Raw genomic sequence first — 12,828 nt, 5'->3', positions numbered from 1 at the left:
AAAGGATGGGCTAAGCCCATCCTTTATTTAATTTCCTGAATTCTCCGGTATAATTCATCTTTTTCTGCATCGGTTAGCATTCTTTCTGCCATTGGGAACAAAACATTTTCTTCTTTGGAGAAATGTTCTGTTAGGATAAAATAAGCATTTTTGATCAATTCTGCTAACTGCTTCCGCTCTTCCGTCATTAGGTTACTTGTTTCAACCTTTTCAAGAAAGGCTCCGATTTTAGCTTTTGCTTGATCATGTTCATATTCCATGACAGCAATCGGTCCTGAGGTTGTTCCAATATAAACACCCATCATTGGAAAAAGTACACCCTCTTCCCTTTCTGAGTGGGGGTCAAGAGCTGCTTTAAAATCCTTCACTTTTATAATTAATGCTGTAAAATTAACTACAATGTTCAAGTCTTGTTCAATTTGTTGGGTTAAATCATACAGTCCTTCTAATTGTTCTAATAATGGCGGATGCTCCCCTTTTAATTGTTTTAGTCCTTCACTAAGATTTTCAGGAGGCATGCCTCCAAAAGCGTTCATACAGCCACTCACAATCATTCACCTCTTAAGATTCTTAATGGTTCTATTATAAAAGGTCTCCTGATATCATGTTGTGACTCAGGTCACTTAATACGAAAACGAAGTAATCTGTAATTATCTTTGACAATTTAACGACAACGCTTTTATTTTTCGAAAAATTTTAACATTTATACTCAAAAAAACTTAAAAACTTTCATATAATAGAGATAGAAATTAATAAAGGAGGGTTATAACATGCAAACCCCTAATCTACGTGATTTTTATCAAAAAGCATTAATTCCGATAGGACTAAATGACAGGAATGCCCTTATGGAAACCAGAAATCAAAAAATGACACCGTTAACCCACTGGCTTATTGCACTGGAGAGTGAACAACTTCCTCAAGCAAAGGAATATTTTCACTGGAAAGTAAGCATTTATCCATCAAATACTGAAGGTACTTTCGAATGGAGAAAACCATTCTATTCTTCTTCAAATTTGGAATGCTTTGACAGTGCCATCGAACTGGCCCGCTTGTTTGAAACATATAGCAAGAATGATCAACTCTTCGCTTCAACCCTACAAGAGAAAATTAGTTAATCCACTTCAATCAATACCCCAGCTTCACCTTCTTTTTTATTCTCACTTGTGAAAGAACATACATATAGTGGTAATTTTTTTTGTTTTCCTATCCAAAAAGGTGCTATTTGCATGTTGCAAACAGCACCTTTTTGTAATATTTAGAACTTCGGTTTACCTTCTTATGCTAAGCGGAACACGATTCCATGACCGCCTTTTGGATATTCCCAGTGAATATTTTGATGCGGGCAGCCGATACGGCAGCTTCCGCATTCATGACAGCCCTCATAGCCAACCTGCATTCTGAGGCCTTCCCATTTGTAAACTTCTGCAGGGCAGAACACAGTACAAATCTTATCAGGGCATTTCGTCATACAAATATCATGATCCATAACAGTTAAATGGGACTTCGTGTCCGCTTTAAAACGAATGAGATACTGTTTTTCTTCGATATTCTTAGTTGACATTATTTCACCGCCTTCCAAGCACGATAAATATCTTGCAATACTCGAATCGTTCCTCTTTCAGCTGTTACACTCTTCATTATTTCTTTTTGTTTGTCACGTTTAGGCGTTCCGTCTACAGTAAAGAACTTGCTCATCGCTTTGTTCATCATTGGTACATACTCATTAAAGTATTGTGGGTATTTTTCAAACGTATGAGCAGCATCCTTGTATTTCTCTAAATCTTTTATTATAAAACTATTATAAAGAGCCTCTCGGTAACTATTTAAGCTTGATTCACTGAAGTCATTTCGGCTCTTTGCTTTTACCACAGCCTCAGCGGCCATTTTACCTGATGCCATTGCCATGTTCGAACCTTCACGATGGATAGCATTTACAAGCTGTGCGGCATCGCCGACTACGATAACTCCATTACCAGCTACCTTTGGAACTGAACGGAATCCACCCTCGGGAATAAGGTGTGCAAGATACTCAGCTGATTCTCCGCCTGAGAGCATCGGTTTCACCATTGGATGATTCTTCAGATAGTCCAATAGGTCATATGGTTTCAATTTCGCCTTTATCATGCTCGAAAGTGTCGTCCCTACCCCAATATTTAAGCTATCCTTATTGGTATATAGAAACGCTGTTCCGAGATTACCTTTCGTTGAATCACCAAAAATTTCAATCGTACAACCCTGGTTATCCTCTAAATTAAAACGATCATTAATTTTTTCTTTTGGTAAATTAATAACTTCCATTACTGTTAAAGCTACTTCGTCAGGACGATGTTCTTTATGGAATCCAAGCTGCTTAGAGAGCAGGGAATTAACTCCGTCAGCAAGAACAACGACATCTGCATACACTTCTCCATCAGGACGATCAGTACGGACACCTACTACCTTGCCATTCTCAACAATACATTCAGTAACCACGGTTTCATTAATAAGAAGTGCTCCAGCTTGAACAGCCTTTTGGGCGAACCATTGGTCAAATTGAGCCCTCAATACGGTAAAGTTGTTATAGGGTTCGACTCCCCACTCCAGGCCTTTGTAGCCCATTTGCACGACTGATTCTTTGTCCATCATCCAGAAACGCTGCTCAATAACAGGTCTTTCCAGCGGTGCTTCCTTCCAAAATTCTGGAATCAACTCTTCCATTTGCTTACGGTACAGTACTCCACCCATTACGTTTTTACTTCCCGGGTATTCCCCTCTTTCAATAAGTAAGACATTTAAGCCGTTCTTTGCACAAGTGAATGCACATGCCGTACCAGCCGGGCCTGCTCCCACAACAATTACATCAAATTTTTCAGGCATAACTTATTTCACCGCCTTTTTCATTCCGGATCTGCTTAAATTGCTCAATTAGTTTAGGTACGATCTCCATAGCATCACCTACAATCCCATATGTGGCTACATCAAAAATCGGTGCATTCGGATCCTTATTAATAGCGATGATTAAATCGGAATTTTTCATGCCAACGACGTGCTGTATTGCACCTGATAATGCTATTGCAATATATATTTTCGGTGTGACTGTTTCACCGGTTTGACCAATTTGAAGTTCGTGCGGGAGCCAGCCGGCTTCAACCACATCACGTGTACCGCCAACACTTGCACCGATGGTCTCAGCAAGGTCATATAGGATTTGGAAGTTTTGAATATCCCCCATTCCTTTCCCGCCACAGACAATCACATGGGCATCAGCCAAATTAGCCTTTTTTGTTACATCATTCACAATTTGTAGTACTTTTGTCCGCATATCCTCTTCTTTAAGTGATATATTTTCCTCAATAATTTTACCAACTCTGCCAGAGTCTGGAGCTAATGCCTTCATTACTTTTGGCCTTACTGTGGCCATCTGCGGCCGGTGCTTTTTACAAAGAATCGTCGCCATAATGTTTCCACCGAAGGCAGGCCGGCTTGCCTCCAGTAATCTATTTTCCAGATCTACATCAAGCATGGTTGTATCTGCTGTTAAGCCTGTATTTAAATCGGTTGCAACGGCACTCGCTAAATCTTTTCCGTTTGGTGTTGCACCGTAAAGGATAATCTCAGGCTTGTATTTTTCTGCAAGCAGCATTACACCCTTCATATATGATTCTGTCCGATATTGTTTCAAAACGGGATGGTCGATCATAAAGACTAAATCAGCACCATATGAAATGACTTGGCCCGCTAATCCTTTAATTCCTGAGCCAAGCAAAAATCCTGATAACGGGACTTGTAATTTATCAGCAAGTTTCCGTCCTGCTCCCAGTAATTCGAGTGAAACTCCTTCGATTTTACTGTCATTTTGTTCGATGAATATCCAGACTCCACGGTATTCGTCCAGTTTCATGTAAACGCCTCCCTGCGACAAAAGATTAGTTATTTTATTTCGATGACTGGATGCTTAACAGGTCTTTTTTCTCCATTAAAACCTCCATGAGCTGTTTTATTTGCTCATCAGCAGAACCCTCGAGTTTTTTACCGCCTTCGGGTCTTGGAGGAGTAAACATTTTTCCTACAATTGTTGGAGAACCTTTAAGTCCAAGCTGGGAACGTTCAACATTTTCGAGATCACTCACTGCCCAAATAATCGGTTCATACCTGGCTGCTTTGATCATATTTGGCATCGGTGAATATTCAATCTGATTTATTTCCTTTTCAACTGTCAATAAGCATGGCATTTCTGTTTGAATTAATTCATATCCGTTAGTTAATTTCCGCTTGATTAAAACCGTTTTTTCTTTCATATTCACTTCTGATACTTCAATTACATTGGTTATAGGGGGAATATCCATCCTTCTTGCGATACCGGGTCCAACCTGGCCGGTATCCCCATCAATGGCATGTTTGCCGCAAATCACCATATCAACCGGAAGATCTTTACCGATTCTTTCCAACGCTTTTGATAAAGCATAGCTGGTAGCAAGTGTATCTGCACCGGCAAAAGCACGGTCGGAAATCAAATATCCTCTATCTGCACCAATTTCAATACTTTTTTTAATGACTGCAGTTGCCTGAGGCGGTCCCATTGACAAAACGGAAATCGTACCGCCAGTTTTCTCTTTAATACTTACGGCTGTTTGAACAGCATGGGCATCGTAAGGATTTAAAATGGCTGGTGCACTGCGGCGGTCTAATGTGTTTGTTTTAGGATTAATTTTAATAATTTTTGTATCGGGTACTTGTTTGACACATACGACAATGTGCATGTAGGACTTTCCCTCCTCGATATAATCTAAGAATGTTGAAAGCGTTTGCCTTCTATGGTTTATAAAATGCTTTTTATCGATATATGAATCGCAACACAACCATAGTAAAAAACAAAGTTAGTTTTCTTTTTTTTGTTTTTTGAATTACTATTTTCTTTGGGGTGTGGACAAACAATCATTGAAATAGAAGCAGATCTAAGAAGCAATAAAATATTTGCAGAATTTTCGTGATGTAATTTTTCAATTTTATAGTACTAATATAACTATAAGAAATATTAGGATATATACAATGATAAAAATCACAGTTACTGTTTAAATATGCAGATAATTTCAAGATAGGAAATAAGTGGAGTTAAACTAAAATAAGTGGGACTTTCCTTTAAGATGTATGAGATTTACAGGAGTTTTTTGCGGAATGAACAATTGATAAAAAAATGCTCTGGAAGGCCTTCACGTCTTGCACTTTTTCTAGTAGCACATATGCATTATAAAGACCTTCAACATAGCAACCCTTTTTAGATGCAAGAGGAATAAGCAATTACAAAATTTAATATTCAACGCTTGTATTAGGCCAGATCATTATCATTTGTTTAAAAGCAAATCTTACTTCTTCATTAGTCTTGGAAGAATGAGCAATGGTTCGTTGGTATTGATTTATTAATTCATCAAGTTCTTGGCTATATTTAATGGTTTCCTCACTCGTAAAGCCGTTTTTATTTGCACTATTTATCATTAATTCTCTTTTGACCTTTATTTCACCTAACATCTCGGAACGGTTATTTCTATCCTTAGACAATTTAATCCTCCTACTCTTTCACTGTAGATCGCTAAAAAATGGATTACTTGAAGAATTATGACAAGAATTTATATAAAAGTAAACACTTTCGCAAAAGTAGACAAAACAATCTATTTCTTTTGTTTTTCGACATTTTTCGCAGTGCGATTCTATCTTTTGCGACAAAATTCTTCAATTTGCAACACATTCCTATAAATACCTATTTTAAGGAAAAAAGCTAGAAAATGGATATAGAATACCGAGAGTTTCATAAAATCTTATCTTAAAAAGTTATTAATTTTTTCAAAATATGCTACCGAAATAAAAAAAACCGACTCGGATATTCCGCAGCCGGGTTTTACTTCTTATAAGTTTACTTCCTGTTTTTCGTAAATTGGCACCCAGCCTTCGCTAGTAACAAAAATGCGCACAGCTACCACCTTCCGGTCATCCTCCAGTGTAAAGTAATGCCTTGTATGTTCAGGGACAGAGATTAAATCACCCGGATTAAGGTGAACTTCAAAAAATTCGCCATCTTTTCCTTGAATGACAAACACACCATGTCCGCTTACGATAAACCGTACTTCATCATCTGTATGGTGATGTTCTTGTTTAAAGCTTGTTAAAAGAACATCAAGGTTAGGTGTATTGTCAGATAATGAAATCACATCTTGTGCTTGGTAGCCTCTTCTTACAGAAATATCAGCGATTTCATTGGCAAAAACATTTAAAATTTCTGCTTTTTCTTCATCTGATAATAAATATTTTTCTACCAATGAATCTGGAAGTTTGGATAGATCCCAGTTTTCATAAATTACCTCTTGGGTATTTAAGAAGCCTGCTACTTCCTCTTCACCAAGAATTTGTTCTTCTCTGTTTTGAAATGTAATATAAGCCATTTAAAACCTTCCTCTTTATTTTATATTAAACTACTTTAAACAATTGATATGGTTTATGTTCCAAAAGGCGTAATTGATAACGGAATAAAAACTCAGATGCCTCAAGGATTTTTTTAGCCTCAAATGAAGTTCTTCCCCACACAGTGATTCCATGGTTTCTAATCAAAACTGCTCCCGAATCTCTTGTAACATGCTCTCCAAAACAATGTGCCAGTGTCGGGATATGGGCGTGGTTACGAATGATTGGAATCTTTAAGACCGCATCTTCTTCCCACATATCAAATGCCTTAATCAGCTCTTGTCCTTTAAAGGTAACCTCACCATTGTCGCCATATACTTCAGAAATGACATTGTTATCAATCGTATGGACATGAAGACTGCAGCCTGCATTTGTCTTACGGTAGATTTCAACATGAAGCAAGGTTTCAGCAGAAGGCCTGAGATGATTCTCCTCCACAGGTCTACCGAATTCATCAACGAGTAAAAAGTCATCGTTTGTTCGTTTTCGTTTATCCTTCCCACTAGCAGTTACTAAAAATTGCAACGGATGGTCACTTACCTTAATCGCAAGATTTCCGCTTGTCCCCATAAACCAATCCCTCTGAGCAAGCTCCTCTTTTACATCTGCTAATTCATTCCATTTTCTCTTCAGCATTTTAGCTTATTCACCTCAATTCGAGTTTTAATTATTTCAATACATTCATAAAAAGTGCTGAAACCTTGATGAGAGATTCCCCATTCAGTGCATTTTTCAAGTAGCAGGTCACGAGCAAGGACAAAATCCGCCTGCTTAGCAGCTTCAAGGTCGGTAACTGAGTCACCAATGACAATATTGAAGCTATTTTCAAAAAGGTTTAATTTTCGAATGATACTCGGTTTACAGCAGCCGCAATCATTATTGCACAATGAATCACATTCATTTGGCCAGAGAATCTTGATTGTCTCCCCGGAAAAATCTGAGCAGTTGCAAAAGATACCATCAAATGGACCGTAGTCTTCCAGTATCGGGTAAACAAAAAAGTCAATTCCGCCGCTGACAATATAGAAGGGTATTCCTTCGGATCGGGTAAATTCAACAAATTCTGTAAACCCTGTGCGAATCTTTGCGTTTTTAATCGCAAAATCGGTTATTTCAGCTTTTAAATTGCTTGGCAGTAATGAAAATAACTTTCCTACTCCTTCGCTGATGGAAACCTGCTGCGTGAGAATTTGATCCTTTAGGAATTCCCATCCTTCTGGAGCAAACTGTTTCATGATGGCAATGATATTATCACTTTCGGTTATCGTTCCATCAAAGTCACAATAAATCACCGGTTTTATCATTTTGTGTATACCTCAGCACTCCCCCATAATTGAAGTGCTTTTTTAAGTTCTATGTCGCTTTTTGCAGCATCCGCTAATGATTTACCTTTTAGATTGGCTTCAATCGCTTGCCTGAATGCAAGGCCTCCGCCACGTGCACCATCAGGATGTCCATGAACACCTCCGCCTGCATTAATTACTGAATCAATACCAAAATCACGAATTAACAATGGAATCAACCCGGGATGGATGCCTGCTGAAGGAACTGGAAACGCTTGTTTAATGGAATCTTTTCTTGTTAGCTCATTTGCAATTGACAGTGCCTTGTCTTTTTCTAAAGCTACCGTTCCATATGGAGACGGGAAAAGAGCCAAATCAGCACCGGCATAGCGCAGAAGCTTTCCGAGCAATAATGAATGAGAAATTCCATAATGGGACGAAGAAGTTAATGCGCCGCTTACCGCAGGATGTGCCATTAATGGTAAAGCAATTTCATCGTCCTCCCTTAATTCCTGCAATACATCTAAACCATAAGAAAAGACATTGAACAATAGGAGGTCTGCACCAAGTTCTGCAGCTTTTCTGGCTTGGTCTTTTAGTTTGGAGGTTCTTCCGGTGAGATTCACCGCGTACAACGTTCGCTGTCCCGTTTGATTGTATACTTCTTGAAGAACCTTTTTCCCCTCAGCAATTCTTTTTTCAAACGGTGTTAGTTCATTTTCAAAAAGTATTTCATCATCCTTAACGAAATCAACACCGCCGAGTGCTTGTTGTTTGAGTTGCTTCGCTAGGAAATCCAGGTCCTTACCGAGTACCCCTTTAAAAATACTCATTAAGAGCGGTCTGTCATAAACTCCAAGTTTTCTTCGAAGACCCTCAATGCCGTATCTTGGTCCCGGGAATTGTTTCTTTAATCCATGATCAAACTGCAAGTCAAGTAATCTTATCTTTCCATCCAATGAAAGTTTCCCAAAGACGGTTGTTAGAATTGCCGGTAAATCGGTGGAAAAATTTAACGTAGGATAAGCGATAGAAATAAGCGCTTGCTCCTCTTTTTCGGAATGTGCTCCTTTAATCGAAACGACTCTTCCTTTATGCTTTTGCAATTGGTTTTGTTCAAGTTCGGGTAAATTAGTCCAAGACCCCACAGTCAATCCTAAGGCAATTTCCTCCGCTTTTTTGTCTGGATTTTTTTCATCATGTAGTAGATATGTAGCAATTAATTCAGACATTTTTTTCAACATCCTTTCTGATAAACATAAAAAACCTCTTCTACAGAGAAGAGGTTAGCATGACAAACTAACATCTTCTCATCTTTCAGCCTATCGCTGTAAGAATTAGCACCGTGCTTAAACCTGGGTCTAAGTCGGTTGCCGGGCTTCATCGGGCTAGTCCCTCCGCCTGCTCTTGATAAGAAAACATCAAATATATTTACATTTACTTGTTGATAACTTTAGTTTGGATTATCCCAAGAAATGAAAACTCTGTCAACTATTTTTTGAAAATTTCCAAAGAACTTATTCTTTCGACAACTTCAGTTAACCGTTCCTCCGAGGTTAATAATCCAACCCGAACAAATCCTTCCCCGATTTCCCCAAAGCCAATACCCGGTGCAACCATTATATGGGCTTGTTCAAGGAGAATATCTGCAAACTGCTCTGAAGTAAAACCACCCGGAACTTTCAGCCAGGCAAAAAAAGAACCCTTTGGAGCATTAACGTTCCAACCGACCTTTCGCAAACCATCGATAAGGATATTTCTTCTTCTTTCGTATAGCAGGTTTAATTCTCTTACACATTCCTGCGGTCCTAATAATGCCGCCGCAGCTGCTTCCTGTACCGCGCCAAATAAACTTACATATAGATGGTCCTGTAAAAGCTCAATGGCAGAAATTACACTTTCATTGCCAATTGCAAAACCAACACGCCATCCTGCCATATTGTAGGTTTTTGATAGGGTGTAGATTTCAATTCCTACCGCTTTTGCCCCATCAATCTGCAAAAAACTTAACGGTTTTTCACCGTCAAAACCAATGGCTCCATAGGCAAAATCATGAACAACACATATATCGTTTTCCCTTGCAAGCGTAACAGTGCCCTCAAAAAACTCCCTTGTAGCCGTAGCTCCGGTTGGATTATTAGGATAATTGAGGAACATTAATTTTGCATTTGCTAATTCTTTTGCAGTAAGTTGGCTGTAATCCGGCAAGAAATTATTTTCCTCTTTTAGCGGCATTGTTACCATTTCAGCTTTCGCTAGTGCTACACCGGACCAATAATCGGGATATCCCGGGTCCGGAACAAGGATCGTGTCTCCCGGGTTTAATAGGCATTGAGGAATTTCCACTAGCCCGGCTTTTCCGCCAAACAAAATCGCAACTTCTTTATCGGGATTTATTGATACCCCATACTCCCGATAATAAAAGTCCGCAACAGCTTGTTTTAAATAACGATGCCCTTGAAAGGGTGAATATTTATGGTTTACCGGATTTATTGCAGCTTCTTGCAGCTTTGCAACAATATGACTTGGCGTAGGCTGATCGGGATTACCTTGCCCCAAATTAATTACATCATATCCTTGCTCAATAAATTGCCCTACTTTTTTAACAAGCGAAGCAAAAAACTGCTTCGGAAGGCTGTCTAAAATTTTAGATGGCGGAAATTGCATCATCGTTCTCACCTACACAATTCTTACATTTTTGAGTTGAAATTCTAATCACAAATGATATAACTTTTATATCAGTATGTAAAGTTAAAATTCCGAAAATCCAAATGGGGTGAAAATTCTTGAAATTAAAAATTTCTTGCCTGCAGCTGGATATTGCCTTTGGCGATCCTTCTGCAAACTATCAATCAAGCGAAAAGCTAATTCAAAAAGCAAGCAACGGTAAACCTGACATTATTGTCCTGCCGGAGTTGTGGACTACGGGGTATGACTTAACACGACTAGACACCATTGCGGACAAAAACGCAGCTCAAACGATAGAGTTCCTTAAACAAGCAGCACAAAAATACCGGGTTCATTTTGTCGGGGGATCCGTTGCAAATCGAGGAGAAACGGGTGTAAAAAACACCCTGCTGATTATAAACAAAGATGGCAAGCTCGTTCACCAATATAGTAAACTTCATCTGTTTAAACTTATGGATGAGCATCGTTATTTGGAACCCGGGGTTGAAAAAGGGCTTTTTGAACTGGAAAAACGACGGTTTGCCGGAGTCATTTGTTATGATATAAGGTTCCCTGAATGGATCCGATCCCATACCATACAGGGGGCGGAAGCTTTGTTTGTTGTTGCCCAGTGGCCTGCCCCCCGTCTTTCCCATTGGCGTGCATTACTGATTGCCAGGGCGATTGAAAATCAATGTTTTGTTATTGCTTGCAACCGCTCAGGTCATGATCCTAATAACCAATTTGCCGGACACTCCATGATTATCGATCCATGGGGTGAGGTGGTGGCTGAAGCCGGGGAAAACGAGGAATTTCTAACAGCAGAGATAGATTTAGATCATGTGAAGGAAATTCGTAAACTGATTCCCATTTTTGAAGATCGAAAACCGGAGCATTATAAATAATTTTCAAAAAATATTGACAAAAATAATCTGCTGCTGATATTATTTTTAGCAGATTAAATACATTGAAATATATTTTTTCTCTTATCATGAGCTGGCTGAGGGATTTGGCCCTTTGAAGCCCAGCAACCGACCATAATACCATTGCGAAATGGGGCGCAGAATACTTATGCGCCTGGGACTTCCTATTTAAGGCACGGTGCTAATTCCAACAGAAAGTTAACCTTTCTGAGAGATAAGAGGTGCGAAGTATTATTGTCTTCGGAGCCTCTTTCAGATGAGAAAGAGGCTTTGTTGTGTTTCATACACCACAAAGCCTCCAAAAATTAGGAGGAAATTAGAATGAGTCTACTAAAACAAGAATCTTATCAGCCCTTAACTGAAACTACCGCAGTTCTTCTGGCACTTGAATTAAACCTATTTGATGAACATGTCAATTTAACCTGCAAAGAAATAGGAGATGGCAATCTTAATTTAGTTTTTCTAATTTTCGATCAAGCTAAAAGAAAAAGCATCATAATCAAGCAAGCGCTTCCTTACGCAAAAGTCGTCGGGGAAAGTTGGCCGTTAACAGTTAAAAGAGCGAAAATTGAAGCAGATGCTCTAACGGTATTTGGACATATTGCTTCTGAATACGTTCCAAGTGTTTATTACACTGACGACTGTTTGGCGGTTACCGTTATGGAGGATCTCTCCCATCTTACAATAGCGAGAACAGGATTCATCAAAGGAAATAACTATCCGTTAATTTCAAAACATCTTGGTGAATATCTGGCTAAAACATTATTCTACACATCAGATTATGCTTTGGGCCCGGCTATAAAGAAAGAACAGGTTCAAAGGTTTATTAATCCGGAGCTTTGCAAAATTACCGAAGACCTTATTTTCACAGATCCTTACTACAATGCTGAAACGAATGATTTTGAACAAAGTTTGCAGAAAGATGTCGAAGCTATTTGGAATGATGATGAACTAAAATTTCATGTTTCTGTCTTGAAAAAAAGCTTTTTGACCGAAGCCGAAGTGCTCCTGCACGGCGATCTTCATACAGGAAGCGTTTTTGCTGATGAATCGGAAACAAAAGTAATTGATCCCGAATTTGCTTTCTATGGTCCGGCAGGGTTTGATATCGGACAAGTCATCGCAAATTTACTTTTTCAAGTGATTGTAAGTATCCCGAAACGTGACGTTTTTCTAGATCATATTGAAACGGTATGGAATGTTTTTGAAGGAAAGTTTACTCAGCTATGGGAAACAGAAAACAAAGATGAACAAGCTAAATCTAAGGAGTTTCTTGAGTTTGTTTTAATAAAATATTTCGAGGATGCACTCGGCTTTGCAGGCTGTGAACTAATTAGGAGGACTGTAGGGCTTGCTCATGTCGCCGATTTGGATAGTATTAAGGAAGAAGATGCTCGGTTAAAGGCAAAACGTAAAACACTGGCGTTAGGAAAAATATTAATTAAACAGCGAAAAGAATTTAACAGAATAGCTTCATTTCTCTCTTTGGTTAAGGATGCGCTTTAAAGATTTAATAGACAAAA

14 protein-coding genes and 2 riboswitches are annotated in these 12,828 nt (G+C 38.8%); of the genes, 3 read left to right on the top strand and 11 right to left on the bottom strand.

The window, feature by feature from the left end; all coding sequences use genetic code 11:
• Window positions 1-23: 23 nt before the first annotated feature.
• On the bottom strand, window positions 24-536 hold the full coding sequence (locus J2S10_RS07655) for a hemerythrin domain-containing protein (protein WP_307406094.1): 513 nt from the start codon (window positions 534-536) through the stop codon (window positions 24-26).
• Window positions 537-770: 234 nt separating this feature from the next.
• On the opposite strand from J2S10_RS07655, the gene J2S10_RS07650 reads away from it, so the two are divergent.
• Window positions 771-1,115: a hypothetical protein gene (locus tag J2S10_RS07650; RefSeq protein WP_307406093.1), complete on the top strand. Its 345-nt coding sequence runs from the start codon at window positions 771-773 to the stop codon at window positions 1,113-1,115.
• A gap of 161 nt (window positions 1,116-1,276) precedes the next feature.
• Here the strand turns inward: J2S10_RS07650 and J2S10_RS07645 are convergent, their stop codons facing one another.
• The 10 genes from J2S10_RS07645 to J2S10_RS07600 all read right to left on the bottom strand — a co-directional run bounded on the left by J2S10_RS07645 (window position 1,277) and on the right by J2S10_RS07600 (window position 10,385).
• Complete coding sequence (locus J2S10_RS07645; RefSeq protein ID WP_307406092.1) at window positions 1,277-1,561, bottom strand: ferredoxin family protein; 285 nt, start codon at window positions 1,559-1,561, stop codon at window positions 1,277-1,279.
• Window positions 1,561-2,856, bottom strand: coding sequence for an FAD-dependent oxidoreductase (locus J2S10_RS07640; RefSeq protein WP_307406091.1), 1,296 nt, complete (start codon window positions 2,854-2,856; stop codon window positions 1,561-1,563). The genes J2S10_RS07645 and J2S10_RS07640 overlap by 1 nt, the downstream gene beginning before the upstream one ends.
• A complete protein-coding gene (locus J2S10_RS07635; protein ID WP_307406090.1) occupies window positions 2,849-3,880 on the bottom strand; it encodes an electron transfer flavoprotein subunit alpha/FixB family protein in 1,032 nt (343 codons plus the stop codon). The genes J2S10_RS07640 and J2S10_RS07635 overlap by 8 nt, the downstream gene beginning before the upstream one ends.
• Window positions 3,881-3,914: 34 nt before the next feature.
• A complete protein-coding gene (locus tag J2S10_RS07630; protein ID WP_307406088.1) occupies window positions 3,915-4,739 on the bottom strand; it encodes an electron transfer flavoprotein subunit beta/FixA family protein in 825 nt (274 codons plus the stop codon).
• Window positions 4,740-5,286: 547 nt separating this feature from the next.
• Window positions 5,287-5,535: an aspartyl-phosphate phosphatase Spo0E family protein gene (locus J2S10_RS07625; RefSeq protein WP_307406086.1), complete on the bottom strand. Its 249-nt coding sequence runs from the start codon at window positions 5,533-5,535 to the stop codon at window positions 5,287-5,289.
• Window positions 5,536-5,879: 344 nt separating this feature from the next.
• Window positions 5,880-6,413: a cupin domain-containing protein gene (locus tag J2S10_RS07620; RefSeq protein WP_307406084.1), complete on the bottom strand. Its 534-nt coding sequence runs from the start codon at window positions 6,411-6,413 to the stop codon at window positions 5,880-5,882.
• 25 nt (window positions 6,414-6,438) lie between these two features.
• Window positions 6,439-7,068 (bottom strand): methylthioribulose 1-phosphate dehydratase, encoded by a 630-nt coding sequence (locus tag J2S10_RS07615; protein WP_307406082.1) that lies wholly within the window; start codon window positions 7,066-7,068, stop codon window positions 6,439-6,441.
• Window positions 7,062-7,736, bottom strand: a complete 675-nt coding sequence (locus J2S10_RS07610) for a 2-hydroxy-3-keto-5-methylthiopentenyl-1-phosphate phosphatase (RefSeq protein WP_307406080.1) — start codon at window positions 7,734-7,736, stop codon at window positions 7,062-7,064. The genes J2S10_RS07615 and J2S10_RS07610 overlap by 7 nt, the downstream gene beginning before the upstream one ends.
• Window positions 7,733-8,947, bottom strand: coding sequence for a 2,3-diketo-5-methylthiopentyl-1-phosphate enolase (gene mtnW / locus J2S10_RS07605; protein WP_307406078.1), 1,215 nt, complete (start codon window positions 8,945-8,947; stop codon window positions 7,733-7,735). Before mtnW ends, J2S10_RS07610 begins: the two co-directional genes overlap by 4 nt.
• Window positions 8,948-9,022: 75 nt before the next feature.
• Window positions 9,023-9,132: riboswitch (SAM riboswitch) on the bottom strand.
• 74 nt (window positions 9,133-9,206) lie between these two features.
• A complete protein-coding gene (locus J2S10_RS07600; RefSeq protein ID WP_307406076.1) occupies window positions 9,207-10,385 on the bottom strand; it encodes a pyridoxal phosphate-dependent aminotransferase in 1,179 nt (392 codons plus the stop codon).
• 116 nt (window positions 10,386-10,501) lie between these two features.
• Here J2S10_RS07600 and J2S10_RS07595 point away from each other — a divergent pair, with 116 nt between their 5' ends.
• Together J2S10_RS07595 and mtnK are read left to right on the top strand one after the other, a co-directional pair.
• Window positions 10,502-11,287, top strand: coding sequence for a carbon-nitrogen family hydrolase (locus J2S10_RS07595; RefSeq protein WP_307406073.1), 786 nt, complete (start codon window positions 10,502-10,504; stop codon window positions 11,285-11,287).
• A 78-nt stretch (window positions 11,288-11,365) separates the two neighbouring features.
• A riboswitch (SAM riboswitch) is annotated at window positions 11,366-11,526 on the top strand.
• A gap of 100 nt (window positions 11,527-11,626) precedes the next feature.
• Entirely contained in the window at window positions 11,627-12,811 is a 1,185-nt protein-coding gene (gene mtnK / locus J2S10_RS07590; RefSeq protein WP_307406072.1) for an S-methyl-5-thioribose kinase, read from the top strand.
• The last annotated feature ends 17 nt before the right edge of the window (window positions 12,812-12,828 follow it).

The sequence above is a fragment of the Neobacillus ginsengisoli genome (assembly GCF_030813055.1).
The sequence above is the reverse complement of the archived record's forward strand: the minus strand, read 5'-3'. Positions and strand labels throughout refer to the sequence as shown.